Raw genomic sequence first — 26329 nt, forward strand, 5'->3', positions numbered from 1 at the left:
ACCAGGCCATGGCGCTCACCCTGTACGTCGACACAGCACGCTGGCGTGCTCACCAGCAGTCCGTGGTGGACCAGTTCCCCGGCATCGTGCCCGTCTGCAAGGGGAACGGCTACGGCTTCGGCCACGAGCGCCTCGCCGACGAGGCGACCCGGCTGCGCGCCGGCATGCTCGCCGTCGGCACGACGTACGAGGCGGCCCGGATCAAGGACTTCTTCGGCGGCGACCTGCTGGTGCTGACCCCCTACCGGCTCGGCGAGGAGCCGGTGCCGCTGCCGGACCGGGCGATCCGCTCGGTGTCCTCGGTGGAGGGGGTACGCGGGCTGGTCGGCGCCCGGGTCGTGGTGGAGGTGATGAGCTCCATGCGGCGGCACGGCGTCGCCGAGGACGACCTGCCGAAGCTGCACACCGCGATCGACGACGTACGCCTCGAGGGCTTCGCCATCCACCTGCCGCTGGACCGTACCGACGGCAGCGACGCGGTGGAGGAGGTCTTCGCCTGGATGGAGCGACTGCGGGCCGCGCGGCTGCCGCTGCACACCATGTTCGTCAGCCACCTCAAGGCCACCGAGCTGGCCACGCTCCAGCAGCAGTTCCCGCAGACCCGGTTCCGGGCCCGGATCGGCACCCGGCTGTGGCTGGGCGACCACGACGCCACCGAGTACCGGGGCGCGGTGCTGGACGTCACCCGGATCGCCAAGAACGAGCGCTACGGCTACCGGCAGGAGAAGTCCGCCGCGGACGGCCATCTGGTCGTGGTGGCGGGCGGCACCTCGCACGGCGTCGGTCTGGAGGCGCCCAAGGCGCTGCACGGGCTGATGCCGCGGGCCAAGGGGGTGGCGCGGGCCGGGCTGGCCACCGTCAACCGCAACCTGTCGCCCTTCGTGTGGGCGGGCAAGCAGCGGTGGTTCGCCGAGCCGCCGCACATGCAGGTGTCGATCCTGTTCCTGCCGAGCGACGTGGCGCCACCCGCCGTCGGCGACGAGCTGGTGGCGCACCTGCGGCACACCACGACCCAGTTCGACCGGGTCGTGGACCGGGCCCCCGCGTAGGAGCGAGGGGCCCGCACCGGCTCCGCGCGGAGCCGTCAGGGTCCGTCAGGGTCCGTCAGGGTCCGTCAGGGTCCGTCAGGGGCGGCGTACTGAGGCTCCTGCGGGAACGTACCCAGCACGAAGACGTCCTCCGCGCCGTCCAGTACGCCGCCCGTCGGATCGTCCTCGCCGCCCTGCCGCAGCACGTCGTGCTCCGGCAGGAGGATGTCCCGTACCACCAGGCCGCACAGGTAGAGCAGACCCAGCAGGTGGACGGCGATGGCCAGGTGGTAGGCGTCCGCGGTCAGGCCGTGGTGCTTGGTCCCGGTGACGTACGCCAGCCGCATCCAGATACCGATGAGATAGAGCACCTCCGCGCCCTGCCAGATCAGCAGGTCGCGCCAGCGCGGCCGGGCCAGTACCGCCAGAGGCAGCAGCCAGAGCACGTACTGCGGTGAGTAGACCTTGTCGCTGATCACCAGCGCGGCCACCAGCAGGAAGGCGAGCTGCCCGAGCCGGGGGCGGCGCGAGGCGTAGAGCGCGATGGCCGCGATGCCGGCGGACAGCAGCAGCATCAGGGCGGTGGCGTACGCGTTCACGCCGGTCAGCGGGTTGCCCGAGCGCTCCATGATGATCAGCCAGAAGGAGCCGTAGTCCGTGTGGCGGTTCTGGCTGAAGGTGTAGAACTGCGCCCAGCCGTCCGGTGCGAGCAGCATCACCGGCAGGTTGACCAGGATCCAGGCGACGGCGGCGCCGCCGAGCGCGACCACCCACTGCCGCATCCGCCCGGCCCGCAGGCACAGGATGAACAGCGCGGCCAGCAGCAGTACCGGGTAGATCTTGGCGCAGGCGGCCAGGCCGATCAGCACGCCGGCCGCGGCCGGGTGGCGCCGCGACCACAGCAGCGTCGCGGCGGCGACCAGCGCGACCGCGAACAGGTCCCAGTTGATGGTGGCGGTCAGTGCCAGCGCGGGGGACAAGGCGATGAGCAGGCCGTCCCAGGGGCGCCGCCGGTTGGTCCGCGCCACGCACACCACCAGCGCCACCGCGCAGATCATCAGCATCGCGGAGTTCGCGATCCAGAAGATCTGCGCGCTGTGCTGCGGCGAGCCGTGCGGGGTCAGCCAGGACGCGACCTCCATGAACAGGCCGGTCAGCACCGGGTACTCCAGGTAGTGGATGTCCGGCGAGCTGCTGACCGCGTCGGGGATGCGGTCGAAGTACGGCACCAGGTCGGTGGCGAAGCCGCGCTGCGCGTACAGATGCGGGATGTCGGAGTAGCAGGCGTGGATGTACTGCGCGTCCCCGCCCTGGAACCAGCCGCTGGAGTAGCAGGACGCCTTCTGCGCCATGCCGAGCGCGAACATGCCGATCACGACCAGGACCATCACCCGCAGCGGGTTCCACCAGCGGTGTCCGCCGATCATGGCCCAGCGGCCGGCCGGGCCGCCGATGAGGTCGCTGGCCCTGGCGGCCAGCGGGTCCTCATCGGTCGGGCGCACGGGAAGCTCTCGCCGGTCGTCCTCTGCACGGTCGCGCACGCTCGTCATGGCGACATCCTGCCGTACGGAACGGTGTGAGCGAGAGCCCCCGTGGCCGTCGGACCGTCACCCCCCGGGATTGCCCGGTCCGCGCCCCGGCGCCGTGCTCGGTGTGCTGCTCGGCGTCTCGGTCGGGTCGGCCGGCGGTGTGGTGGTCGCGTTGCAGCCGTCGTTCCAAGGGAAGCACGGCTGGGTGGGCGTGTCCGAGGGGGTGGGCTGGGTCGGCGGCGTCCAGGTCGGGCTGGGCGGGGTGGTCATGGGCGGCGTCGTCGTCGGCGGCGGCGTCGTGGGCGGCGGGGTCGTCGCCGTCGGCGACGGCGTCGGGCTCGGCACGTTGCCGTAGATGACCTCGCCGACCTTCCCGCTCGGTTCGTCGAAGCTGAGCTTCGGCTGCCCCTGGAGCACCGTGCCCATGTAGTCCTTCCAGATCTGCGCCGGGAAGGAGTTGCCGTGGATGGTGAGCTCGCCGGCCGTGCCGTACATCGACTGGAAGGGGTTGGTGAGCGTCTTGCCGGTCCGCTTGTCGGTGTGCACCTGGTCGTCGCGCCGGAACATCACGATCGAGGTGGACAGCTGCGGGGTGAAGCCGTCGAACCACGCCGACTTGTTGTCGTCGGTGGTACCGGTCTTGCCCGCGGCGGGCCGGCCGCCGGGCAGCTGGGCGGTGGTACCGGTGCCCTTCTTGATCACGTCGGTGAGCATGCCGGTGATGGTGTCGGCGACCTGGGCGGGGAACGCGATCTTGGTCTTGGTCTGGTGCTTCCAGGTCTGCTCACCCTGGTGGACCAGGTACTTCACCGAGTACGGGTCGTTCTGCTCACCGTGGTTGTCGAAGGTCGCGTAGGCGTCGGCCATCCGGATCGCGCTGGGCGAGGAGGTACCGATGGAGTACGTCACGCTGTTCTTGTAGTCCAGCAGGCCGTTGTTGGAGTTCGCGACCAGGCCGGCCGCGATGGCGGCGTCGTGCACCTTGTCGGTGCCGACGTCCTGGCCGAGCTGGACATAAGGCGAGTTCAGCGACTTGTCCAGCGCGGTGCGCAGCGTGACCCGGGGGAAGTTGTCGCCGTCGTCGTTGGGCTGGTGCCACTGGAACGGCTGGTTGTTCTTGTCGTAGCCGATCCAGGGCTTGCCGGTGTAGTCGTTGATGAGCTGGTTGTCCTTGCCGCTGAACCAGCTGTCCGGCGAGACCTGCGTCCGTTCGTCGTCGCTCTGCACCGGCGGCAGCTTCGGATCACGTATGCCGTGCGTCATGGCCGCGGCCAGCACGAAGGGCTTGAAGGTCGAACCGACCTGGGCGCCGGTCTCGTCGGCGTTGTTGGTGAAGTGCTGGGTGAAGTCCGTGCCGCCGTAGATGGCCAGGATCGCCCCGTCCTTGGGATTCACCGAGGCGCCGCCGAACTGGACGAACTTGTCGGCGTCCTCGCCCTTGGAGTTCTTGTGGCTGCCGCCGGGCTTGATGTTGGCCGCCTGGACCTTCTTCACCGCCGCTTCCAGGGCGTCCACCTTCGGCTTCTGGAAGGTGGTGTGGATTTCGTAGCCGCCTTGGGCGAGCTGGTCGGCGGTGAGGACGTTGTTGTTGATCAGATAGCTCTTGGCGAGGTCCACCAGGTAGCCGATCTGGCCGGCCATCTGCGCGTCGGTCTTCAGCGGCAGCGGCGTCGGGTACTTGGTGTACGTCGCACGCTCGGCCGCGGGCAACCGGCCGTCCTTGACCTCCTGGTCGAGGATCCAGGACCAGCGCTCCTCGGAGCGGTGCTGGTTGTTCGCCGCGGTGGCGCTGGGGTCGATGCCGGGGTTGCCCGCCGGGTCGAAGTACGTGGGGCCCTTGAGCAGCGCGGCCAGCAGGGCGCACTGGCTGGGGTTGAGCTTGTCGGCGTCGACGCCGTAGTAGGTGCGGGCCGCCGCCTGGATGCCGTACGCGCCGCGCCCGAAGTAGGAGGTGTTGAGGTACCCCGCCATGATCTCGGACTTCTTCATGGTCGCGCCGACCTTGATGGAGATGAAGAGTTCCTTGAACTTGCGGGTGAAGGTCTGCTCCTGGTTGAGCCGGGTGTTCTTCACGTACTGCTGGGTGATGGTCGAGCCGCCCTGCGTCTCGCCGCCCCTGGCCATGTTGAACAGGGCGCGCCCGATACCCATGGGGTCGACGCCCTTGTCGGTCTCGAAGGTCTTGTTCTCCGCCGAGATCACCGCGTTCTGCATGCCCTTGGGGATGGCGTCGATCCCGATGATCTGGCGGTTGACCTCGCCGCCGGTGGCGATCATCTGGTCGCCGTTGTCCCAGAAGTAGACGTTGTTCTGCGCCTTGGCCGCGAGGTTGACGTCCGGGACGCCGACCATGGCGTAGGCGATGCCGACCAGGCCGATGAGCGCGCCGACGGAGCCGATGACCACAGCCGTCACCTGGCGCCAGGACGGCACCCAGTGGCGCCAGCCCTCCTTGCCGAAACGCGGGTAGTCGATGAAGTGCTTCTTGGCCGGGCGGCGGCCGGGTCCGCGCCCGCCGCGACCCCCCGGGCCGCCGGGGCCGCCCGGCCCGCCGCCAGGCCCCGCCTTGCGCCGGGAGCCGCCGCGGCCCTGGGCGGCGCGGCGGGCGGCGGCGCGGCCCTGGTACGGCTGCTCTTCGCGGCCCGGGTAACCGCCGGCCGGGTCCGGCCGGCCGTCCGGGGCGGGCCCTGGGGACACCTGCCCGTTCGGCCCGGGGCCGCCCGCGGCTCGCCGCCCGCCGGACGGCGGGGGCGCCGGCTGCTGCCCTCCGCGCCGGGCGGCAGCGCGACCGCCGCCGGGCGGCGGCGTCGACTGCGGCAGCTTGCGACGGTGCTCGCTCATGAACAGCTACTCCTCGACAGGCGGGATGGCCTGAAGGCAACGATGACATTCGGGTCGGTCCCCCTGCGTGCGACTGTGTCAGGTCGCACCGCACCGTGGATCAAGACGTGTACAGGCGTCCCAGGGTTCCCGGTGCTTCGCATGCCGAACAGAGTACGCACGGTCAAAAGACGCGGGACGCGAACCTTCGGCGTATACCGGACGGTTGACCGCCCGCAGGTTTGCCGATGTGACACCGGTCACCGCGGTGCGCCTTGCATGATGTGTCGGCTCGTTCTATCGTCACGATGTATCGACTCGATACATCGGGTTGAGACAGTGTGACAACGGTGGCCGGAACGGCGGGTGGCAGCGGAGCCACCCGGCACGTGAACCGGGGGGACGAGGGGACGAGGGATTGAGCAAGCGCTCCGGAATCCTCGAATTCGCGATTCTCGGACTGCTTCGGGAGTCCCCGATGCACGGCTACGAGCTGCGCAAGCGGCTCAACACCTCGCTCGGGGTGTTCCGCGCCTTCAGCTACGGGACTCTGTACCCCTGCCTGAAGACACTGGTCACCCAGGGATGGCTGATCGAGGAAACGGCGGCGGACGGCGATCCGCTCACCGCGCCCCTCGCCGGCCGCCGGGCGAAGATCGTCTACCGGCTGACGGCCGCGGGCAAGGAGCACTTCGAGGAGCTGCTCGCCCTCTCCGGCCCCGACGCCTGGGAGGACGAGCACTTCGCCACCCGCTTCGCCTTCTTCGGCCAGACGTCGAAGGACGTCAGGATGCGCGTTCTGGAAGGTCGGCGCAGCCGGCTGGAGGAACGACTGGAGAAGATGCGTGCCTCCTTGGTACGCACCCGTGAACGGCTCGACGACTACACGCTCGAACTTCAGCGGCACGGTATGGAGTCGGTGGAGCGCGAGGTCCGCTGGCTCAACGAGCTGATCGAGACCGAGCGGGCCGGACGTGTCGAGCGACCGGCCGCCGAGCGGGACCACAACAACGACCACAACAGCCAAGAGAACGGCGGACGACCCGGGGACCGGGGAACCGCGTGACGATTACACAGGGAGCAACCGGTATGGGTTCGGTTCGCGTAGCCATCGTTGGCGTAGGCAACTGCGCCACGTCGCTGGTGCAGGGTGTCGAGTACTACAAGGACGCCGACCCGGACGGCAGGGTGCCTGGTCTCATGCACGTGCAGTTCGGCGAATACCACGTGCGTGACGTCGAGTTCGTCGCCGCCTTCGATGTGGACGCGAAGAAGGTCGGACTCGACCTCGCGGACGCCATCGGCGCCAGCGAGAACAACACCATCAAGATCGCCGACGTGCCGCAGACCGGTGTGACCGTGCAGCGCGGCCACACCCTGGACGGCCTCGGCAAGTACTACCGCGAGACGATCGAGGAGTCCGACGAGACCCCGGTCGACATCGTGGAGGTGCTCAAGGACCGCAAGGTCGACGTGCTGGTCTGCTACCTGCCGGTCGGCTCCGAGAACGCCGCCAAGTTCTACGCCCAGGCCGCCATCGACGCCAAGGTCGCCTTCGTCAACGCGCTCCCGGTCTTCATCGCCGGCACCAAGGAGTGGGCGGACAAGTTCACCGAGGCCGGTGTGCCGATCGTCGGTGACGACATCAAGTCCCAGGTCGGCGCGACCATCACGCACCGCGTGCTGGCGAAGCTCTTCGAGGACCGCGGTGTCGTCCTGGAGCGCACCATGCAGCTGAACGTCGGCGGCAACATGGACTTCAAGAACATGCTGGAGCGCGAGCGCCTGGAGTCCAAGAAGATCTCCAAGACGCAGGCCGTCACCTCGCAGATCCCGGACCGCGACCTGGGCAAGAAGAACGTCCACATCGGCCCGTCGGACTACGTCCAGTGGCTCGACGACCGCAAGTGGGCCTACGTCCGCCTTGAGGGCCGCGCCTTCGGCGACGTCCCGCTGAACCTGGAGTACAAGCTCGAGGTCTGGGACTCCCCGAACTCCGCGGGCGTCATCATCGACGCGGTGCGTGCCGCGAAGATCGCCAAGGACCGCGGCATCGGCGGCCCGATCCTGTCCGCGTCCTCGTACTTCATGAAGTCCCCGCCGGTGCAGTACTTCGACGACGAGGCCCGCGACAACGTGGAGAAGTTCATCCGCGGCGAGGTCGAGCGCTGACCCGATAGCCGCCTGACCTGCAAGGAAAGGCCACCCTCAGCCTGACCGGCCGTCAAGCAGTGCCCTGCCGCACACCCGTGCGCGGCAGGGCACTGGACATCTCACCATCGGTCAGCGACGGGATTTCGCGGGCAGGCATCCATGATCGTCTCCCAGATCTCTCCCAGGGAGACACTCAGACAGACCTGGCTCACCGGGCCGACCTATCCGGCCGGGCCAATACCGCGCCGACCGAGCATGCGCAGCCGTCCGCCGCCGATCTTCCTCTCGGAGGATGCAGCCGCCGCACATCGCCATCGTGTAAAGGCAGCCAGGGCCAGGGACTCGCGCTACCGTGGTAACCCAGCGATCCTCATCACCGCAGCGGAAACACACCCCCCGAGCCCAGTCGTACAGGGCCAGAATCGCAGGGGGCTGACTACCCGTATCCGGAAGCCAGGCTGGGCGGGACTCGGGTTTCCCGGCGAGCGGGTCCGGATCGGCGGCTCCGATCCAATCGGACAGACTCATACGAAGCGTCGGCCTTCAATCGTGCGGTCATAGGAGCGTAACCGTCAGCAGTGAGTTAGTCGCCCGTCCGTAACCTCAAATGTAGGCTGAGGCCTACAGACATCGAATCACCGGGTCGGGAATGTGGGTGCGTGCCATCCATCCCGCCCGACCCCGTCATCGCTCGGCGCGTGGAAATCGGCGATCAGCTGCGGCTCGCCCGTTTCTCCGCAGGACTGACTCAGGAGCAACTGGCCCTGCGATGTGGGCTGGACCGGCCGAGCGTGGTCCGCATTGAAAAAGGACAGCAGGACCCCCACCTCAGCACGCTCATTCGGATCGAGGGGGTCATCGGTGCCCGCCTGACTCTCTCTGTCGATGGCGACTCAGAAGTCAACGGACGGCAATAGCGACTGAATGGCTCGGCCCTGCGACGGCAGGCCCGGCGCTGCTGCCGCAGGGCCGGGCCTGCCCTTCCCGTACCGCCCGCGGGGGCACGCGGCACGGGGATGGGTGGGCCGCCGGCGGGTCCATAGCGCACCCCCTGTATGTAGGTCAGGTGGTGTGGCAGGTGCATCCGCGCTATCTGGAGAGGTTGCGGCTCACGTCATCGAGCGGACGCCGCAGTTCGTAGGAGTGTGCGCCGGGGTGTTCGGCGAACTCGGTGCACGGCTCCCTGCTGACGGGCCCGGCGGCCGGGCAGTCGGGCAGGGCGATCACGGTGGCCGGGACCGCGCCCGTGGCCGGTCCGTGTAGATCGAGGACCAGGCCGAAGTGGTCTCCGTTAGCGTGTGACTCCAGCAGGCAGATCAGGTCTTCCCGGACGTGCTGGGGTTCTGCTACGTCACCCGCCAGCCGACGAACTTCCCCCTCGCGCGCGTGATTTCGCCGACGTATGCCTGCCTCAGCCCCGATGCGTCCGGGCATCGGTAGTGGCCGGTGCTGTGGCAGGTGTCGCAGCCGCGGAGGTGGGCGGCGAAGGCGCGCTGGGCGGCGGCTACCGCGGGGTCCACGGGCTCGGCGGCGGCTACCGCGAAGTCCTCGGGCTCGGGCTCGGGCTCGGCGTCAGCGGCGACCGCGGGGTCCGGGCCGGTGCCGGCGTCGGGTCGGCCGCTACTGGCGGGGGGGTCCCGGTCGGCCGTCAGCGCCATCGTGAGCAGTGGAGCCGTGGCTGTGCGCTGCTGCGTCTCGGGGTCCACCGGGTAGAACCGCAGCAGCAGGCGCTGGTCCGGAGCAATTGTCGTACCGTCCGTGTCGCCTGCGTTGTCGCCTGCGTTGTGGCGGCGGATGCAGTCCAGGCACGCGTAGGAGGGGCGGCCCGGCCCGGATCCGGTCTCGGTGGCGCCCACGATCTGCGCCTCGGTGTCTGCGACGTTGCCTTGGTGGACGCCGCACCAGCGGGTCACGGCCGGCCCGCCGTCGGGACGGCGGCCAAGACCCGGTCGGCGTGCTCCTTCGTCGCGCACGGAGAGGGCGGCCGGTCATCCTCGCCGTCCGCAGTGACGGTGTAGCCGCCGACGGCAGCGATGCGGTAACGCATCACCGCCTGCCGGCTGGCGTCGCGGCTCAGGCGGTGCCAGCTGGCGATCAGGCACACCACCGTCCTCCCGGCGGTCGCGGCGGTGCGCATCGCACCCACCAGCTGGTCGAGCTGCGGCCGCACGTCGTCGCTCAGCGCATCGTCGCCGGTGTCGCACCAGCGCCCGGCCACTTCCATACCGGCCTCGGCGGCGTACTCCAGGCAGTGCTCCAGCCGGAGAGCACTGGGCCCCTCAGCGGGAGTGAAACGCCGATCGTAGATGAAGGCCAAGGGGATGGCCGCTTCTGACTGGCCCAGGTGGGCGTACTCGGCGCAATTCGGCATCGGTCCAAGGGCGCGGCCTTGGTCGGTCTTGCAGGCCACGACGGGCCAGATGCGGACTTCGCCTGCGGCCCGGGTGTAGACGCTGCCTGCGGTGGCCAGACCCCTGGTTACGGCGCCGCAGAACCAGCATGCCTCTCCATGGAGCCGCGCTGCACTGACATCCCCCCCTGCGAACACCGTGCCCGGTGGCGCCGCCTGCATCTCTTTCATGATCATTCGTCCCATCTGCCGGTTCTCTGCGGACAGATGGATAGTGCCGCCCTGCGGGCGGCCCAACGGATACAACCTGTATCCGTTTGCTCTCCTATCAGGTCGCGCCGATCCACTCGGCGAAGTGCGTGAGCGCGTCGCCGTTACCTCGGTCCAGGCGGCGCAGGGTCTCGATGTCCTCCCGCGCCCACGGGTGCTCGCGCGTGTGCTGTGGTGCAGCCCGGCGTGCCACCCGTAGGGACTCGAACGCATCACCGCGCCGACCGGCCCAGAGTTGAGCGCGCGCCAGTTCGATATAGAACCCGCTGCGGCGCTCGCTCGGCAGAGATCTGGGCGGCGCCCACTCGTGCGCCACGTCCAGGGCGCGCTGCACGTGCTCCTGACCCAGCGCCACAGCGACGCTCACCTCGTGGATACGGACGCTGTCCGGACCGCACGCCGTTCCTTCGTAGACGCCCTCCGGTACCCGCTCGGCCAGCCGTCGGGCCTCGGCGATGTGCACCCCGGCGGCACCTGAGTCACCGACACGTCCAGCCACCACAGCCGCGCGCATATGAAGTGCGCCTCTTGCGGCAGCCGTTGCCGTATCGGTGACCTGAGGCGCGCGGTCCAGGGCGATCTCAAGGGCGCGCAGTCCAGGCCCGTGGGCGCGCGCAGCGAAGAAGGTCTCCGTACGTACGTACGCCGCGGCGGCCGTCAGCAGAGGGTTCTCGGCCTGATCGGTCGCCCAGCGCATCAGGTCGACCAGGCGCGCGGAGAGGTCGCTCGCCCCGTGTTTGTACGCGACCGCATCCGCTGCCCGGTAGGCGGCCGCCAGCAGCCCGGCCACCTCCGTCCGCTCGCAATCGCGGCTGATCTCCAACGCGCGGGCTAGTTCTTCCAGCAGCGGCGGCATCGCCTGGGCGAGCCGGACGTACTGCGCACCCAGGCGCCAGTTCACTGCCTCGGCGACGGCAGCGTGCAGCTCCGACAGCGGTCGTACGGGCCCGTCGGCCGGGAGGTCGTATGCGGCAATCGCCGCCGAGAGCCTGGGCATTGCATCAGTGATCCGGGCAATGGCCCGTGTGCCACCGGTAGCAAGATGCGCCGGGTCCCGGCCCAGCGCTGCGGCCAGGGCGTCCAGCACGTCGTCGCTGGGCATCCGGGCCTCACGCTCGATGGCTTTGACGGTGCCATACGAGACCCTCGCGGCAAGCGCGAGATCCTCCTGGGTCATGTGGCGGGCACGACGGGCAGCGGCAATGCGAGGGCCTACGCCCCGCATCGGGTGTGCGGGCATAATGGTGTCTCCGTTCCAGCGTCCACCACGAACGTAACGGTGCGTCAGCGCGCTGTGCATGCGAACGGCCCCACTTGCACCCTGCAGGTAGGGCCGTTTTGCTGAAACCCGGTCAATGCCCGACGATCGGCAGCAACTCTTCCAGGGAGCCGATCCGCCAGTCTGCCGCCGCGACGACGGCAGGATCGTCTGCCCAGTAGTGGCCCCACGGCCCGCGCCGCAGATGCGCTGTCCGCAGCCCCGCGGCAACTGCGGGAAAGAGGTCGTTGGCCGGGTGGTCGCCGACGTACACGACCTGGTCGGGCGTGGCGTCGGCCTCCTGGACGAGCCGGTCGAAGAAGGCGGCCTCCGGCTTGGCGACACCCCACTCTCCCGACGTCGCGATCAAATCGACCGGCAGATCCAGGGCGCGCAACAGCCCCGCAGCCCGGATGGTCTGATTACCGGCGACCACCACGCGAAGGCCAGCCGCCCGAAGAGCGGCCAGCGCCGGCCGCACGTCCTCGTAGAGGTCCGTTTCGGTCAGCTCCTCACCGCGGCCGGCGGCCTCCCGCGCCTCATACGCGGCGGCGACATCGAGGCCGGGGCGGAGCTGGCGGAGGGCGTCGGCGTTGTCTCTGCCCTGGGCTACCACTGCGCCGACCAAGGCGGACACCGTGTGTCGACGGACGCCGAGCCAGTCGGCCCACCCCGCCCAGACCCGGTCATCGCTGATCAGGGTCTCGCCAACGTCTAGCGCCACGGTGGTAATCACGCCCGCAGCGTAGTCACACACCTGGCTGCACTGCACGCTGCAGACGAGCCAGGCGGTCAGTACCGCGCCGGCGGTGGCGATGCCGAGCGCTGCGACGCCGTACCAGGCCCGCGTGCGACGCCCAGGGGGCAGCTTCCGTACATAGGGGGCGGAGGACAGACTGGCAGGATGGAACAGCATCCCGATCTGCCGGAGCTTAGTCCGGGCGACACTGCGAGGCTGGATCAGCTGGCCGCGACCTGGCGGGATCAGTCCCCCCAGACCCGTGCTGCGGTGGACGAAGCCGCCCGGGCCCTGCAGGCCGACCCGTCCCCGGAGAGCATCGCCCGCCTGATGGCCGTTCTGCGGAACGCCGGGCTCGGCGGCGGGACCTGACCGTCTCGCCCCCGCTGCGTCAAGCGCCAGACGGAGATCGGCCGGGCCCGCCGGCCCCGGGCATGAAGAAGGCGCCCCGCCTGTGAGGGCGGGGCGGTTACTGTTCGATGAGCGGGCGGTCGGCGGGGTCGGGGTCTGGTGGGTCGCCGCCGAGGTCGCGGATGGTGTCCTTGAGGGTGGTGACGTAGCGGGACAGGGCGCCGACGCGGGCCTCGGTACCGGTGATGCGCTGGGACTGCTCGACCACGACCGAGGCGATGCCGGCGATCGTGGTGAGGTCTGCTCCGGCCAGTGCGTCCCGCTGGCCGGCGGGCATCTGGATGGGGGCTTGGTCGCGTCCTCGGGCGAGCCAGGCGGTCAGCACGGCCCCGCCGGTGGTGATGGCCAGCGCCGCGACCGCGTACCAGGTTGTCGGGTCATCCACGGGTCACCACCGGTATAGGCCGGGTCACCCGGGCGATGATCAGGATCAGGGCGGCGTGGGAGGCCCACGGAGCGACGGCCCCCCACGCAGTGGGCGAGGCGCCGAGTGCGCCGCCCATGGCGTAGGCGACCGCCCACAGCAGCGGCGGCACGACCGCGGCGCACAGGCCGATCCAGTCCGGCCCGGCCGACGCGACGCTGTAGGCCAGGCAGAGCACGCCGCACGCGATCCAGCCCCAGCCCCATACGGGCATGGGCGCCAGGCTCAGCAGGACCGCGATCCCCCTGACAGTGCCGTACCGCGGCTGCACCGCGATGCTCGCGCCGTACGTGATGTAGGCGACGCCGGAGATCAGCAGGGCCGTGCCGCGGTATCCCAGCCGGCGGCACGCCCAGGACACCGCGGCCCGCATCACAGCGCCGTGGTGGGCGGCACCGGAGCGACCGCCGGGGTCCCGCCGATGGCGATACCGCCGTCGGCGTCCGGGTAGTGCGGCGGCCGGGCCAGGCCGAGGAGCCAGCCCCAGGCCGGGGAGACGTGGGCCTCCAGGAGCCGGAAGGCGGTGTAGTACGCGCCGGAGAAGGCCGCGGTGAGCCACGCGGTGGCCGCGGCGGAGTCGACGCCGATCCCGGCGTGGGCGAGCCACGCGGCGAGGGTGCCGACGATCACGGGGACCAGGGTGCGCCACAGGGACGCGAGGGTGTCGTACACGGTCATGACAGTTCCGTTCTGCTGGTCAGCTGGTGGTGGGCTGGGCGCCGGTCACGTCCACGTCGACGTGCACGACGCTGCTGGCGATGGCGGCCTGGACGGCGGCCACGACGGCGGCGGTGTCGACGCCGGAGCCGATGAGGCGGCCGGCGAGGGTTTCGACGGTGGCGGTGAGGGCGCTCACCTGGGTGAGGAGGCTCTGGGTGTTCGCGGCGGCCTTGGCCGCCTGTCCGTACCCGGCCCAGAGGGCGCCGCGGACGGTCACGGTGTCGGCGCCGGGTTTGGTGGGGTCGTCGATGCGGGTGTCGAGCAGGGTCTTGGCGTCGGCCTGGCTGAAGGTCACGGTGTCCTCCTGGATGGTCGGGATGGTGCCGGCCGCCCACGTGCGCAGGTCGGCCGGGGACATGTAGATGACGGTCTGGTCGCGCGGGACGCTGGTGAACTGCCAGCCCCACAGCGGCGCGTCGATCATGGGCTTGGGCAGGGCTGCGGCCTGCGCGAAAGTGCGGCCCTGGACCGGGTACGCCGGGTACCAGTAGCCGTCCGCGTTGGCCGGGTAGTGCCGGGCCGCTGTTGCGCGCGGGGTGTAGCAGAGCACCCGCTGACCCGGGAATGCCCGCTTCACCGCGGCAACCCACGCGGTGGCGTAGGCGTGGATCTCGGCGTCGGTGGCCCCGGTGTAGTTCTTCGCCCCGTTCGGGTAGGGCTCCAGGTCAAGGGCGTGCACGAACCGGCCAGCGGTAGCGAAGGGGCGCACCGTCTCGATGTAGTTCGCGGCCTCCACGGTCTCCGACTGGTTCGGCCAGGCGAAGTGGTAGGCACCGGGCACCAGGCCGGCCGCCTTGATGTCGGCGATGTGCCGGGCGAACCAGGCGTCCTTGGTGCGCTGGCCCTCTGACGCCTTGGCGATGCCCATGTGGACGCCGAACCCGGCCCAGTTCTGGTGGGCCGGCTGGTTGCCGGACACGTCCACGGCGTAGCTGACTGCCATCTGTCCTCCGGGCGCGTGCGATAGCCCCGGCCGGGCGGGCACGGGGCGGGGTGGGGGTCAGGGGCAGCCGACGAGCACCGTGGTCCAGGCGATGCTGGCCGGAGATCCGGTGGTGCCCCAGGTTTCGTAGGCGACGCCGAGGTGGGTGCGGTCGGTCTTGACGACGTCGGAGTATGCGGCGTGCACGTCGGGCCCGGTGATCTGGGCGATGGTGCGCCAGGTGATCCCGCCGTCATCGGACCGGCGCACCGTCAGGTTCTGGCGGACGCTCGGATCCTCCGGGGCGGAGAACAGCAGCGGGGCACACGAGACGCCGGCCGGGAGGCCGTGGTCCTGCAGCAGGGAGCCCTCGACCTCGGGGACGGTGAGGGCGGGCATGGGCCGGGCGGGGGCGGTGAACGTGCTGCCGCTGCTGGTGCTGTAGGTGTACGCGCGGCCGAGCGGCGGGTCCTGGCTCGCCCCGTCGACGTTGCGGGAGCTGAAGTACATCCGGCCGTCGAGGAGTTCGGCGGCTGTCGTCTCGTCCGGGCGGATGGGGTCGTCGTCCGCGCTGTGGTCGTCGACCGCGCCCAGGCGCCACGTGGCCCCGTCGTCGTCCGAGATCAGGGTCTGGATGCCGCGCTGGTCACGGGTGCTGAGGGTGTGGTCTGCGGCAATGACGAGCCGGCCCATGGCTGCGCCGTGCTGGATGGTGACGCCGTGGCCGGGGCCGGTGGCGTACCAGCGCCAGCCTGCCCGTTTCACCTGGGCGGTGATCTCCCGGCGGGCGGACCAGGTGGCGCCGGCATCGTCCGAGGTCTGGACGAAAACGCGCCGCGCGTCGGCGGCGCTGACGGTGCCGGCCTGGATGTCGTCCTGGGTGACGGTCCCGCCCTGCCGGCAGAAGACCAGGACCAGAGTGCCGTCGTCGGCGACCAGCGGGGTCGGGTTGCCGACTGCGTCGTACCAGTCGTCGGCCGCCGTGGTCTGCGCGGACCAAGTGCAGCCACCGTCCGTCGACCGGCGCTCCACGATCGAGATGTCGCCGTTGTCGCTCGCCGAGTGCTTGCGGGCCTCGGCGAAGGCGACCAGGGTGCCGCGGACGCTGACCACCGCCGGGATGCGGTAGGCGGCGTTCCCGCCTGTGTTGGGCGCCCACAGGGTGGTGGTGCAGTCGGCGGGCGTGGCCGGGCGGGCGGCGGGGGCCGGTGCGGCGCCGGCGGTGGTGGTGGCTGTGGTGGTGAGGAGTGCGGTCAGTAACAGGGCGGTGGTGGTGGCTGCTGTGCGGGTGTGTGCGGGCATGCGGAAGTTCCCCTTTTCCGGGGGTTGTCGGGGGTGGGCCGGGGCGTGCGGGGCGGGGCCTACTGGGGCAGGCGGACCGGGGTGAGGGAGATCCGGGTTATGGTGCCGGTGGTGCCGGTGATGGTCAGGGCCCCGGAGGCGGTGACCATCAGGTCGAGGGTGGCGGTGGTGGTCCCGCCCCATAGGCGGAAGCCTTCGATGTCGAGCGGCGGCCGGTGCTCGGCGTCGAGCTGGGCGATGACGGTCCCGGTGGTGAGGGTGCCGGGGATGATGCTGCCGAGCAGCTGCACGGCGCCGTCGACCTGGCGGCGGTAGGCGGGCAGGGCGGCGGTGCCGCCTGCGGGTGCCCACCCGGCTTGCAGGATCAGGTCCTGCCAGGGTTCGAGTTCGACGGCGGCGGAGATCCGGCGGGCGGCTCGGAGTTCGCGCAGGTCGCGGTCGAGGCCATTGACCCGGGCGGCGAGGGTGCGGGTGTCGCCGGGCAGGCGGTCGGCGGGCAGGCCGGTCACGAGGTGTCGTCCTGGATGAGGATGGGGCTGACCTGGTCCTGGGCCGGGGTGAGTTTCCAGGAGTAGGCGCGGGCTACGACGTCCGCGCCGCCGGGGTGGCCGGGGCTCTGGCCGATGGGGATTTTCAGGCCGATGGAGTCGCCGATGGCCCAGTCGCGTCCGAGTCTGGGGGCGGCGCTTGCCGCTGCGGTGATGGTCCAGGTTGATGAGCCGGTCCGCTGCTGTGTGATGGTCTGCGCGGCGCTGGCGTTGAGCGCTGCAGGGTCGGTGATGTTGGTGCCGGGGGTGTAGCGGTAGACCCAGGCGGGCCAGCCCTGCGCGATCAGGTCGGTGGCGGTGTAGACGTCCGAGGACAGTCGGCTGGATCCTTCGCCCTCGCCCCGGGCCTGCACGATTGTGGCGCCTTTGCCGGCCTCGTAGCTTTCGGTCTGGGCGTAGTCGGTGACGCACCCGGGCAGGTCGAAGACGGCGTCCGGGTCGGGGCGTACGGTCCCGATCCGGGGGCGGATTCGCAGGACGAGCTGTACGGCGGACCGGGTTGCGTCCGACCACTGGACGTCGATGGTCCACTCTGGCCAGCCGTCCATGCCCTGCAGCTCCTGTAGGACGGACAGGACGCTGCGGTCGTCGGTGTTCTGGACGGAGTAGATGCCGGTTACCCCGGACGCGGAGGCGTCCACCAGGAGGGGCGGTCCGTTGACCAGGAGGGCGCTGCTGACACCGGTCATGATGGCGACCTGGTCCGCGCCGCCGGACGCGTTGTAGGTGCCGGTGTAGCGGCGGTCCAGGTAGCACTCGGGCGTGGCCATGCCGAGTGTGGCCGTCGGGGACAGGCCCCGGCTGCGGGTCAGCACGATGCCGGGCCACAGCGGCTGCTGGGTGAGGCGGTCGACGGCCACCAGCATGGACCGGCCGGGCTGGGTGGCGTACTCCCAGTCGGCCGGCGCCCCGGCCAGGCCCAGGTCCGCGCTGACGCTGACGCTGGATCCCAGGTTGCGCTGGAGGCCGTCGGACGCGGTAAGCGACGGGAGTTCCTCGATTACCACCCCTGTCCGCAGGTCGCAGGCCACCCAGTTGAGCTCGACGGCGCTCACGCGGCGATCTCGTACTCGATCTGGCCGCGGACCGTCTGCTGGGTCGCCCAGGTCACACCTCCGAGGCCCTGGGTGTTGGAGAGCTGGAAGAGGCGGTTGTCGGTGGCGCTGAGGGGCGTCCACACCGTGAGCACGCTCTGGCCGGCCGTGATCAGCAGGTTCAAGTCCCAGCGGACGTTGGTCGGGGTGATGCCGTGTCCGGTGCCCACGCTCACCGCCGTGCCGGCCCCGGAGGACGTGTACGGGATGGTGAAGGAGTGCGGGCCGGATCCGAAGGTGGTGTCGCTCGCCGTGGCGATTTCGAACTTCACTGTGCAGGAGCGGCCGATCAACATGGATCGGGCGGCCAGCGTCCCGGAGTGGAGGGCAGGGTCGGTGGTGGCGCCCTTCCACTGCATGGGGTAGTCGGTCCAGTCTCCGGGCGCCACCCATGTGCTGCCGTTCCAGGTTTCGATCATGTTGCGGATGAGGTTGTAGCGGACATGGCCGATGTACAGGCCGGCGGTGGCCAGGCGGGCGGAGGGGACGGGGGCGATGCCGCCGGGTGCGACGGCGGCGGGTCGCAGGTCGGTGACGGAGGGGGTGGTGCTGCCGGCGGGCACGGTGATCTGGGCGAGCGGGATCCAGATGAGGGTGCCGGCGGGGCTGGGCAGCGTGCCCGACCCCGGTGTGCCCGCGAGGTAGACGATGTCGGCTTTGAGCAGGCCGCCGGCGTCCACGGTGTTGTCCCATACCCGCAGGTAGACCAGGTCCAGGCGCTGGAGGCTGGCGTGGGCGGTGCTGACCGTTCCCGTCCATGTGGTGGAGTTGCAGGCCCGGTAGACGCCCTGGCCGGTGTACGGGAGGGCCGCGACGCCGGGGGCGGCACTGATGGACATCCCGGTCAGGGTGACGAGCAGGCCCGGGTCTCCTGGGCGGATGCCGCCGGTGCCGCCTGCGGCGGCACCGTTGGCTGCCAGCCACATCGCGTCGGCTCTGCGCAGTTCGGCCCCCGACAGGGAGAGGCTGTCGATCCATGCGGGGTCGTCGGTGAATGTCACGACGGGGCTCCTATGTCCAGGCGGGCCGCCATGCGGCGGTCAGGGTTGCGGTTGCGCTGTAGACGGCGGCGCCGAAGAGGATCTGTGCGCCGCCGGGCGGGATCTGCGGCCAGTCACCGGAGAGGTTGCGGCGCCGGCTGGCGCCGCCGACCGTCGCGGTATGGGTGTCGGTGGCCAGCGTCAGGACGTCGCCGTTGGCCAGTTCGCCGTTGTAGGCCAGAGCGGTGACGGTGCCGTCGGGGTACCGGACGGAGACGGTGGGCTGCTGGACTGGGCCGGTGATGGTGAGACCGGGGTAGCTCACGATGGAGCCCTCGTTGTCGGCTTGTAGGAACCCGCTTACGGTGGCCGCGGACAGGGTCCACGGGGGCGCTGCTGGTAGGACCAGGCCGCCGGTGGTGGACGGCAGCCCGGTGCTGGCGGTGCGCAGGGTGGTGCCGTACCGGCGCGGGTCGGGGGCGGTGAGCAGCACGGACCAGTCCAGGACCCGGTCGGTCATCCGTTCGGCGAGCACCTTCCCGGAGCGCCGGACGGTGAGCTGTTTCGGGATGGTCTCCCAGACGGTCAGGGTGGTGTCGGTCAGGGATGCCGCAGCCAGGAGGTGCTCCATTGCCCGGTCCATCGCCCCGCGGTCGGGGGCGAAGGCTTTCCCGGCGAGGGTGACGACCCGCTCGGCGAGGTAGACGGGGCTCATCCATGATCCGTGCGCCGCCTCCCGTGGAGTGACCGTCGTTTTCACGTCGGGTGAGTCCCAGCCGCTGATGGTCGAGCAGTGCCAGTGCACTCCCTCCTCGTCAACCTGGCCGAAGGTGATGCCGCCGAGCTGGATCGGCATCCCGCTGAACGCGAACCCCGGCGGCAGTGCGGCCATCGTCACGTCCCCTTTCTGCTGTCAGGTCAGGAACGCCATGTGTCGCGCCACGTCGGCCGCCTGCTCGGCGGTGGTCTGTCCGGCGCCGTGCAGGTGCGTCTCGTAGTGCTTGGTGGTGGTGTGCTGCACCACCGGTGCTGCGGCGCTCTGCCGGACCGGGGTCAGGTGGTATCCGAAGGCGGTCGCGGTCCGTGCGAGCAGTTGGCGGGAGCGGTCGGAGCCGTTCCAGGGGATCCAGGACTCGACCGTGCCGGCCTCGGCCGCGGTGACGGTGGTGGGTCGGTCGAGGATGCCGCCGCGTGCCATCGCGACGCCCCCGGCAGCACCCTGGGCGGCGACCTGCTGCAGGAACATCGCGGTGTCCTGCTTGGGCAGGGAGCTGAGCTGTCTGCCGAGCTTGGGGACCAGGGCCTGGATGGTTCCCCAGTCCAGGCCGGCCGCGATGACGTCGGCAATGCCCCGGCCGGGTCTGGCGCGCAGCACGCTGATCAAGGTCAGGGCGTTGGTGAGGTCGTCGGAGGACAGTGCGCTGGCTGCGGCGCTGGCCGCCGCGGCGGCGGCCTTGGCGCCGGAAGGGGATGTGACCGCTGCGGCGGCTATCGAGGCGGCGTTGTCGTCGCCCTGGGCGGCGAGCTGGGCGGCCAGATCCCCGTAGCCCATGCCCGCCAGCTTCAGAAGGTTGGCCTGGAACGCCTTGTTGCCGCTGGCGCTGGCCTTGAGCTGGCTGGTGTAGTCGGCCAGTGCTGCTTTCGCCGTCGGTGCCAGGGCTTTGAGGTTGGCGACGATGTCTTTGAAGGACTTGCCGGAGGCGTGGGCGAGGGCCTGGACGAGTGCCTGGCCGTCCTGGCCCATGTCCCGCAGCGTCTGTTCGACATCGGCGCCGGCGCGTTTGCCTACGGCGGCCAGGTTGGACTCCCAGGCGTGGTTGAGGCGCTGTGCGTCGGCGAGTTGCTTGGAGTACGCCGCCAGATCGAACCCGGTGGGTGCCTTCGCTCCCTTCCGCACGCCAAGGTTCGCGTCGGCCGCGTAGACGGCGCTGCGGTCGGCGGTCACGGCCTTGGCGGCCTTGGCTGATGCCTCCCGGGCGCTGGTGAGTTTGGTCTCGGCGTCGGCCAGCTGCTTGGCGGTGTGCTTCCCCGACCGGACCGCGTCCAGGTTCTTCTCGGCGTCGCGCACGGCTTTGGTCTTGGTGGCCTGGTCGGCCAGTGCGCTGGTGAGCTTGGTCCAGGCGTCCTGCAGGCGCTGCACAGCGGTGGTGTAGCGGTCCATGCCGGCCCCGGAACCGAATGTGGCCGGCGGCTCGGCCGGGGTGTAGGTGAAGGAGTCCAGGCCGCCGGCGGCGTACTTCATGAAGCCGCCCTCGGCGAATGCGTCGAGGTCGTACCCGAACTGTTTTGCGACCTGCCGCAGGATTGCCGTCGACCTGATCCTCTTGGAGGGCGTCAGCGGGATGTACGCCTCACCTCCGGTCTCCGGCTCGGCCCACAGGCGCATGGCGCCGCCGGGGGCGATCTGCGCGACGTGCCGCTCGATGCCGCCGCGGGCGTAGGCGGAGAAGATGTTGCCGTTCGCGGAGCCCTTGTGCGGCCCCTGGGAGTAGTACTCGTCCGGGTTGATCCCGGTGCGGTGGGCGTTGATCGTGACTGTGACGGTGCGGCCGGACAGGGAGTTGACGTAGCTCTGGATCAGGTCCCGGGACGACTTGGCGCTGCCGGTGGGGATGGTGACCTGGATTTGCTTGCCCTGGGTGTGCTGGATGGTGAATCCGAGGGTTTCCAGGGCCTTCTGGGCGTCCTTGGTGAGGGTGTCGATCCGGACGGTGCGGCCCCGGGTTCTGCCAATCGCACTCTGCAGGGTGTCCAGGTCGGTGATGGACTGCGCGGTGTCCACCGATACGTCGAGCTGCTTGCCGGGCAGCTTCTTGGCGATCAGGTCGTCCAGGCCGCGGGCGGCCTTCGCGGTCGGGGCGGTGATCTCCATCTGCCGGCCGCCGGGCAGCGTGTGGACCTTGAAGCCGAGGGCGGTGATGTCCTTGGTGGCCTCGGCGGTCAGTGCGGTCACCCGGATCTTGGAGTCCTTGGGCAGGTGTCCGGCCAGGCCCTGGACGTAGAGGAGGTCCTTGGTCGTCTCGTCCAGGCCGGGTGTCGACATGGTGATAGCCAGGTTCGAGGGGATGAACCCCATCTGCGCGGCGAGGATCTGCGCCTGCTCGGTGGTCAGGCCGAATTTGGTCGCGGCGGTGACTGCGGTCTTCCAGGAGGACTCCATGGCTTTCTCGGCCTGCCGCAGCGCGGGCACGACCGCCGTGCCTTGTGAGCGGGCATAGTCGTAGGTCGCCTGCGCGGCGCCGGCCGTCGACTCATTGAGGCCCTGCATCTTGGTCCACAGCGCCTGGCCGTTGGCCGTGGTGGTATTCAGCGAGCCGTCGACCTGCAGCAGCTGCTCTTTGTAGCCCTTGGCCTTGTCGACGCCCTCCTGCCAGGCGGAGTTGAGGTCCAGGATGGCCTGGTTCTGGTCGGCGACCGCGGCCTGTACATCGAGTTCGCCCCCGGAGAGCAGGTCGAGGGCGGTGTGCAGGGCGCGGGCTTTGGTGTCGGCGTCCGCGCTCGCCTGGGCGAGGGTGTCGATGGCGTCGGACAGCCGGCTGGTAGGGGCCTGGCCGGCGGCGACCGCGTCCTGGTAGTCGCGTGCGTCCTGGACGGCTTTGCGGTAGTCCCCGGACAGGCCGGTCAGCTGCCCGGCCAGCTCGTGCGCGGCGGCGCCCTGCCTGGTGTACACGGTGTAGGTGTCGCCGCCGGTGCCCGGTTTGGTGAACGTCGCGGACTGGGCTGCGGCGACCGCATCCAGTTGCTTCCTGACCGTGCCCAGGCTGGTGCCCTGGCCGAGATAGGCGTTCACCAGGTCCCGCATCGGGACCTTCGCGGTGCGGGCCAGGTCGACCAGCCGCTTGCCGGAGTCCGCGGACTTCTGCTGCATCAGGTTCTGGGTGGCGATGTCGCGGACGGTGGAGTCGATGACCTGGCTGCTGTTGCGCAGTGCCTCCGACAGCGACGAGACGCGCTGCTGGGTTTCGCGGGTCTGCTCGGCGGCCTTCTGCTGGTGCCTGGCGAACAGGTCCAGGCCGACCATCGCGCCGGCCAGGGCAATGCCCCAGGGGCCGCCCATGAACGACACGAGGCCCCGGCCTGCGCCGAGCAGGCCGGCCTTGGCGCCGGTACCGATCGCGGTTGCCGCGCCGCCTGCTGCGGCCCGGAAGCCGACCAGCCGCCCGCCCGCCTGCTGGATGCTGCCGGACGTCGACCGGAAGCTGTCGCCCATGCGGCGGATCACGGGGGACCGCTGCTCCAGCTCGGCCATGGCGCCGCCGAACCGGCCCAGGGTGACGCCCGCGTTCGCCGCCTGGACGCGCTGGTACAGCGATGCGTCGCCGATTCCGCGGAACGCGGCGATCCCGCGTCGGCCGAAGCCGGTGACGGCGCTCTGCATGCCGGTGATCTGTGACCGGAACGGCCGCAGGGCCAGCATGCTGATCACGCTCAGCTGGATCGGGCCGGGCAGCGACGCGAAATCGTGGGCCAGGTCGCCGACCACTTGTCCGATCGGGCCGAGGACACCGGTCATGTCGCCGAGCCATCCGACCGCGACCTGCGCCCGGCCGCTGAAGACCCCCAGGGCTCCGGACCCGGAGGCGACGCTGGTGGCGACATCGTGCAGGCCGCTCTCCAGCGGCGCCACGGCCCCGGATGCGTTGTGCATCGCCTTGTCCAGGGCCTGCACGGAGCTGACGACCAGCGGGGTACCGGTGACGGCTCCGCCCTTGAGGATGTCCTCGACCGGGCCCGCCAGATCCTGAGCGGCCCGGCGGATGCCGCTCTTGGCCGACGACAGCTTCGCCTGGGCGGCCGGCCCGTACAGCTCCCACAGGTTCCCGGCGACCGTCACGCCGCGCTTGACGTAGGGGATCGCGTCGGACACGGAGGCGGTCATGCCGCGGGTGATCTTCTCGAAGGTCGGCGCGATCCCGAGGTACACCTGCAGAAAAACGCTGGACAGCTGTTTGCCCAGGCCGCGCATGGCGCCGCCCAGACCCTTGGACTCCGCGGCGGCGATCGCCGCCGCGCCGCCGGAGCGGGAGACCTGCTTGCTGTACTGGTCGAACGCCTCGCCGCCCTGGTGCGCCAGCGCCGTCATCGCCGACAGCGCCGGCTTGCCGAACGCCATGGCCGCGGCTGAGGTGAACTGCTCGGCGGTCAGGCGCTCCTGGGCGTCATGCAGCTCGCTGATGACGTACCGCAGGCCCTTGAATTTCCCCTGTTCGTCGAACGCCTCGATGCCGAGCTCTTTGAGGCCCTTTTTCATCTGCGGCGTGGCCTTGGCCAGGTTGACCAGCGTGCCGCGCAGGCTGGTGCCTGCGGTCTCGCCGATGATCCCGGACTTGCCGAGAAGGCCGACGGTGGTGGCGACGTCGTCCAGGCTGATGCCCAGTGCGTGGGCGGTCGGGCCCACGTATTTCATCGCGTAGTAGATGTCCATCAGCTCGCCGCTGGCGCTGTTGGACGTGTTGGCGAGGACGTCGGCGACGTGCGCGGCCTGGTCCGCCTTGAGGGCGAACTGGTCCATGATGTCGCCCTCGATCTTTGCCGAGGTGGCGACATCGGTCCGGGCGGCGGCCGACAGCTGGATGGTGCCGCGGGCGGCCTTGATGGCGTCCTGGGCGCCCAGGCCGGCCTTGGTGAGGTCGACCATGGCGTCGGCGGCCTCGGCGGCCGTCGCCGACGGCAGCCGCATGTCCGAGCCGAGGGCCTGCGCCTCCCGGCCCATCGAGGCCATCTCCGCCCCCGACGCCCGGCTGACCTCCAGGAACTTGTTCTGGGAGTCGACGTACTCGTTGCCCTGCTCAACGATCCGGTGAACGCCGTAGAAGATCGCGCCGCCGGCAAGCAGCAGCCCCAGCGACCTGACCGGGGCCAGCACAGAAGCCGCCCCGGTACGGACCGCGGCGAACCCACCGCGGGCCGCGGCGCCCATCCGGGCGAACGCCGACACGGTGCCGGCCGCGGCAGCGCCGGCCACCCGCACGTTGCGGCCGGCGCCGACGGCCGCCAGATCGGCCTCACGCAGGCCCGCCGCGCCACTCCGGGCCGCCGCGCCTGCGGCGGTCAGGCCGCCGCCGGCCGCCGCGGCGTCGGCACCCATGACCCTCACCCCGCGGCCGGCGGCGACCGCGGAGCGGCCGAATGCGGCCGTCTGGCCGGCCGCCCTGGTCATCTGGGCGCCGTAGGCGGGGAACTCGGCGAGAACCCGGACCCGTACGGTGCGATCGGCCACGGCCAAGCCCCCTGTTCAGTTGCGGTGGGTCACCCGCCGGCGGACGGGGTCAGGGAAGGGACCGGTTCGCGGCGGCCGGCGTACGACACGCTGACCTTGCGGCCGGCCGTCGAGCTGTTGGCGTTTTCCGCCATGGCCTTCTCACGGAGTTCCTTGGCCTCGCAGCCGTGGCAGACCAGGTCGTGCACCTCGTACAGCGCGTACGTGTCCAAGGACTGCTCCAGAGGCTGCCCGCACCCGCCGCAGGTCTCGTTGCGCAGGCGCTGCCACTCCACTGCCAGGGCGGTGTCCTCCGGCGTCCACCGCGATTCCCCCGGGCCCGGGGCACGGCCCATGAACTCGCTGTACGGGATGCCGCGGGGGGCGCAGTAGTTCAGCTGATCCCGGAGGACTCCAGAAGTCTGGATGCGCTCTCGGATTTTGGGCCGGGGTCGGTGACCCCCATCTGGATCGACACCGCGGCAGTCCACAGCTCGTTCATCTGGCCGTCGTTGAGCTCCTCCCAGAACTCCTCGAAGATTTCCGCGCTGTCGATGACCGGGGAGACGAGCTGGGCGGCCACCAGCGCCGGAGAGAACGTGTCCGGGTCGAAAACGGCCTCGCGGCCGTCCTCCCGCTCGGCGGCCTTGGCGATCTGGTCGGCCGTCGGCGGGTACTGGGCCCGGAGCTTCTGGTAGGCGCGGTGCGGGAGCGCACGCAGCACGAACACCGCCTTGGACGCCTCGGCGGCATCCTCCAGATCCCGGACGTGCCGTGCCAGTGCGGGGGCGGTGTCGGGGGCGTTGGCCGTCTTGTCGTACTCGATGGCCCGGGCCAGCGCGTCCTCGGCGTCCTGGATCTGCGAGGCCGCCTCAGCATCGAGGTAGAGCGGGACCGCGATCTGCGGCCGTTGGATGCGGGCCGCGACGGCCGACAGCAGCAGCGGCTCGCCGGCGGCCACCGCCGCAGCGGTGGCAACCGGACCCGCGCCCACGCCCGCGGCCGTCTGCGCGGTGCCGGCCAGTGATGCGGGCACCTCGGGGATCTGCTCGCTCAACGTCAGGCCCCCGCCACGACTGCGGCGTCCTGCACCGGCGGTGCGATGAACGCCAGGGACGCGGTGAACCGGCTGGTCTGGTTCTCCGCGATGTCGTCCATCGCCCGGGAGATGACCGCGAACGGGTACGTCTCGCACCGGTCCGCAGCGGTCGCGGCGCCGTCCGGTGTGCCCAGCCCGGTGGTGGCGTTCTGGTGGCAGCCGGAACGGAAGACGATCAGGACACCCGTGACGTCCTGCGCGAGAGCCGTCCAGGCGTCGTCGTCGGCCAGCAGACTGTCCCGGTGGCCCTGGAAACTGCCCGCGTCGCCGCCGTAGGTGCCCGGGGCCGTCGTGGTGAACCGGTTCGCCGCGTCCGAGCTGTCGATGGTGTTGCCGGTGGCCGGTGTCTTGAGGCCGTCGCGGAGCATCCACGGGGTGAGGTTCTTCGCCGCGGTGCACTCGGCGACTGTCGGTGCTTCCAGGTCGGCGACCGACGGCGCCAGCAGCACCGCGATCCGGCCGGTAGTTCCGTAGCGCATCGG

Annotated in this window: 24 protein-coding genes; 5 read left to right on the plus strand and 19 right to left on the minus strand. The window is 70.6% G+C overall.

The features are described 5' to 3' along the window. Positions 1 to 8: 8 nt before the first annotated feature. Entirely contained in the window at positions 9 to 1049 is a 1041-nt protein-coding gene (locus RLT57_RS14465) for an alanine racemase (protein ID WP_311297796.1), read from the plus strand. Between the two features lie 65 nt (positions 1050 to 1114). On the opposite strand, the gene RLT57_RS14470 is transcribed toward RLT57_RS14465, so the two are convergent. Further along, positions 1115 to 2578 (minus strand): glycosyltransferase family 87 protein, encoded by a 1464-nt coding sequence (locus RLT57_RS14470; RefSeq protein WP_311297797.1) that lies wholly within the window; start codon positions 2576 to 2578, stop codon positions 1115 to 1117. Between the two features lie 57 nt (positions 2579 to 2635). Next, positions 2636 to 5398 carry a transglycosylase domain-containing protein gene (locus RLT57_RS14475; protein ID WP_311297798.1) on the minus strand — a complete coding sequence of 921 codons (2763 nt, stop codon included), beginning with the start codon at positions 5396 to 5398 and terminating at the stop codon, positions 2636 to 2638. Positions 5399 to 5795: 397 nt separating this feature from the next. Here RLT57_RS14475 and RLT57_RS14480 point away from each other — a divergent pair, with 397 nt between their 5' ends. The 3 genes from RLT57_RS14480 (at position 5796) to RLT57_RS14490 (ending at position 8448) form a co-directional block, all read left to right on the plus strand. Continuing rightward, positions 5796 to 6443: a PadR family transcriptional regulator gene (locus RLT57_RS14480; RefSeq protein WP_311297799.1), complete on the plus strand. Its 648-nt coding sequence runs from the start codon at positions 5796 to 5798 to the stop codon at positions 6441 to 6443. A 23-nt stretch (positions 6444 to 6466) separates the two neighbouring features. Continuing rightward, complete coding sequence (locus RLT57_RS14485; RefSeq protein WP_311297800.1) at positions 6467 to 7549, plus strand: inositol-3-phosphate synthase; 1083 nt, start codon at positions 6467 to 6469, stop codon at positions 7547 to 7549. Positions 7550 to 8190: 641 nt separating this feature from the next. After that, complete coding sequence (locus tag RLT57_RS14490) at positions 8191 to 8448, plus strand: helix-turn-helix transcriptional regulator (RefSeq protein ID WP_311297801.1); 258 nt, start codon at positions 8191 to 8193, stop codon at positions 8446 to 8448. A 429-nt stretch (positions 8449 to 8877) separates the two neighbouring features. On the opposite strand, the gene RLT57_RS14495 is transcribed toward RLT57_RS14490, so the two are convergent. From RLT57_RS14495 to RLT57_RS14510, 4 genes are all read right to left on the minus strand, one after another. Further along, the gene (locus RLT57_RS14495) at positions 8878 to 9444 is read right to left on the minus strand and encodes a hypothetical protein (protein ID WP_311297802.1); all 567 of its coding nucleotides are present in this window, start codon (positions 9442 to 9444) and stop codon (positions 8878 to 8880) included. After that, complete coding sequence (locus RLT57_RS14500; protein WP_311297803.1) at positions 9441 to 10118, minus strand: hypothetical protein; 678 nt, start codon at positions 10116 to 10118, stop codon at positions 9441 to 9443. Before RLT57_RS14500 ends, RLT57_RS14495 begins: the two co-directional genes overlap by 4 nt. Before the next feature lie 91 nt (positions 10119 to 10209). Continuing rightward, positions 10210 to 11391 (minus strand): helix-turn-helix domain-containing protein, encoded by a 1182-nt coding sequence (locus tag RLT57_RS14505; protein ID WP_311300717.1) that lies wholly within the window; start codon positions 11389 to 11391, stop codon positions 10210 to 10212. Between the two features lie 112 nt (positions 11392 to 11503). Then, a complete protein-coding gene (locus RLT57_RS14510; RefSeq protein WP_311297804.1) occupies positions 11504 to 12145 on the minus strand; it encodes an HAD family hydrolase in 642 nt (213 codons plus the stop codon). 168 nt (positions 12146 to 12313) lie between these two features. On the opposite strand from RLT57_RS14510, the gene RLT57_RS14515 reads away from it, so the two are divergent. Then, positions 12314 to 12520, plus strand: coding sequence for a hypothetical protein (locus RLT57_RS14515; protein WP_311297805.1), 207 nt, complete (start codon positions 12314 to 12316; stop codon positions 12518 to 12520). Positions 12521 to 12617: 97 nt separating this feature from the next. Here the strand turns inward: RLT57_RS14515 and RLT57_RS14520 are convergent, their stop codons facing one another. The 13 genes from RLT57_RS14520 to RLT57_RS14580 are packed head-to-tail and all read right to left on the minus strand — an operon-like array spanning position 12618 to position 26326. Then, positions 12618 to 12944 (minus strand): hypothetical protein, encoded by a 327-nt coding sequence (locus RLT57_RS14520; RefSeq protein ID WP_311297806.1) that lies wholly within the window; start codon positions 12942 to 12944, stop codon positions 12618 to 12620. Then, positions 12937 to 13356 carry a hypothetical protein gene (locus tag RLT57_RS14525; RefSeq protein ID WP_311297807.1) on the minus strand — a complete coding sequence of 140 codons (420 nt, stop codon included), beginning with the start codon at positions 13354 to 13356 and terminating at the stop codon, positions 12937 to 12939. Before RLT57_RS14525 ends, RLT57_RS14520 begins: the two co-directional genes overlap by 8 nt. Then, positions 13356 to 13661 (minus strand): hypothetical protein, encoded by a 306-nt coding sequence (locus RLT57_RS14530; RefSeq protein ID WP_311297808.1) that lies wholly within the window; start codon positions 13659 to 13661, stop codon positions 13356 to 13358. The genes RLT57_RS14525 and RLT57_RS14530 overlap by 1 nt, the downstream gene beginning before the upstream one ends. A 19-nt stretch (positions 13662 to 13680) precedes the next feature. Continuing rightward, positions 13681 to 14646 (minus strand): GH25 family lysozyme, encoded by a 966-nt coding sequence (locus RLT57_RS14535; RefSeq protein WP_311297809.1) that lies wholly within the window; start codon positions 14644 to 14646, stop codon positions 13681 to 13683. A 57-nt stretch (positions 14647 to 14703) separates the two neighbouring features. Continuing rightward, on the minus strand, positions 14704 to 15927 hold the full coding sequence (locus RLT57_RS14540) for a sialidase family protein (protein WP_311297810.1): 1224 nt from the start codon (positions 15925 to 15927) through the stop codon (positions 14704 to 14706). A 59-nt stretch (positions 15928 to 15986) separates the two neighbouring features. Beyond that, entirely contained in the window at positions 15987 to 16436 is a 450-nt protein-coding gene (locus tag RLT57_RS14545) for a hypothetical protein (protein ID WP_311297811.1), read from the minus strand. Beyond that, positions 16433 to 17530, minus strand: coding sequence for a hypothetical protein (locus RLT57_RS14550; RefSeq protein ID WP_311297812.1), 1098 nt, complete (start codon positions 17528 to 17530; stop codon positions 16433 to 16435). The genes RLT57_RS14545 and RLT57_RS14550 overlap by 4 nt, the downstream gene beginning before the upstream one ends. Continuing rightward, a complete protein-coding gene (locus tag RLT57_RS14555; RefSeq protein ID WP_311297813.1) occupies positions 17527 to 18570 on the minus strand; it encodes a hypothetical protein in 1044 nt (347 codons plus the stop codon). Before RLT57_RS14555 ends, RLT57_RS14550 begins: the two co-directional genes overlap by 4 nt. 10 nt (positions 18571 to 18580) lie before the next feature. Further along, positions 18581 to 19441, minus strand: a complete 861-nt coding sequence (locus RLT57_RS14560; protein WP_311300718.1) for a hypothetical protein — start codon at positions 19439 to 19441, stop codon at positions 18581 to 18583. A 21-nt stretch (positions 19442 to 19462) separates the two neighbouring features. Beyond that, positions 19463 to 24769 carry a phage tail tape measure protein gene (locus tag RLT57_RS14565; protein ID WP_311297814.1) on the minus strand — a complete coding sequence of 1769 codons (5307 nt, stop codon included), beginning with the start codon at positions 24767 to 24769 and terminating at the stop codon, positions 19463 to 19465. 29 nt (positions 24770 to 24798) lie between these two features. Further along, entirely contained in the window at positions 24799 to 25104 is a 306-nt protein-coding gene (locus tag RLT57_RS14570) for a hypothetical protein (protein ID WP_311297815.1), read from the minus strand. 38 nt (positions 25105 to 25142) lie between these two features. Further along, the gene (locus RLT57_RS14575) at positions 25143 to 25805 is read right to left on the minus strand and encodes a hypothetical protein (protein WP_311297816.1); all 663 of its coding nucleotides are present in this window, start codon (positions 25803 to 25805) and stop codon (positions 25143 to 25145) included. Between the two features lie 2 nt (positions 25806 to 25807). Next, the gene (locus tag RLT57_RS14580; protein WP_311297817.1) at positions 25808 to 26326 is read right to left on the minus strand and encodes a hypothetical protein; all 519 of its coding nucleotides are present in this window, start codon (positions 26324 to 26326) and stop codon (positions 25808 to 25810) included. Positions 26327 to 26329 lie beyond the last annotated feature (3 nt).

Source organism: Streptomyces sp. ITFR-21 (assembly GCF_031844685.1).
GTDB lineage: Bacteria > Actinomycetota > Actinomycetes > Streptomycetales > Streptomycetaceae > Actinacidiphila.

Bases quoted from the DNA above. Each gene is read 5' to 3' on its own strand.
- RLT57_RS14465 (WP_311297796.1), top strand. From the start codon at position 9: ATGGCGCTCACCCTGTACGTCGACACAGCACGCTGGCGTGCTCACCAG.
- RLT57_RS14470 (WP_311297797.1), bottom strand. From the start codon at position 2,578: ATGACGAGCGTGCGCGACCGTGCAGAGGACGACCGGCGAGAGCTTCCC.
- RLT57_RS14475 (WP_311297798.1), bottom strand. From the start codon at position 5,398: ATGAGCGAGCACCGTCGCAAGCTGCCGCAGTCGACGCCGCCGCCCGGC.
- RLT57_RS14485 (WP_311297800.1), top strand. From the start codon at position 6,467: ATGGGTTCGGTTCGCGTAGCCATCGTTGGCGTAGGCAACTGCGCCACG.
- RLT57_RS14500 (WP_311297803.1), bottom strand. From the start codon at position 10,118: ATGATCATGAAAGAGATGCAGGCGGCGCCACCGGGCACGGTGTTCGCA.
- RLT57_RS14505 (WP_311300717.1), bottom strand. From the start codon at position 11,391: ATGCCCGCACACCCGATGCGGGGCGTAGGCCCTCGCATTGCCGCTGCC.
- RLT57_RS14515 (WP_311297805.1), top strand. From the start codon at position 12,314: ATGGAACAGCATCCCGATCTGCCGGAGCTTAGTCCGGGCGACACTGCG.
- RLT57_RS14525 (WP_311297807.1), bottom strand. From the start codon at position 13,356: ATGCGGGCCGCGGTGTCCTGGGCGTGCCGCCGGCTGGGATACCGCGGC.
- RLT57_RS14530 (WP_311297808.1), bottom strand. From the start codon at position 13,661: ATGACCGTGTACGACACCCTCGCGTCCCTGTGGCGCACCCTGGTCCCC.
- RLT57_RS14535 (WP_311297809.1), bottom strand. From the start codon at position 14,646: ATGGCAGTCAGCTACGCCGTGGACGTGTCCGGCAACCAGCCGGCCCAC.
- RLT57_RS14540 (WP_311297810.1), bottom strand. From the start codon at position 15,927: ATGCCCGCACACACCCGCACAGCAGCCACCACCACCGCCCTGTTACTG.
- RLT57_RS14560 (WP_311300718.1), bottom strand. From the start codon at position 19,441: ATGGCCGCACTGCCGCCGGGGTTCGCGTTCAGCGGGATGCCGATCCAG.
- RLT57_RS14570 (WP_311297815.1), bottom strand. From the start codon at position 25,104: ATGGGCCGTGCCCCGGGCCCGGGGGAATCGCGGTGGACGCCGGAGGAC.
- RLT57_RS14580 (WP_311297817.1), bottom strand. From the start codon at position 26,326: ATGCGCTACGGAACTACCGGCCGGATCGCGGTGCTGCTGGCGCCGTCG.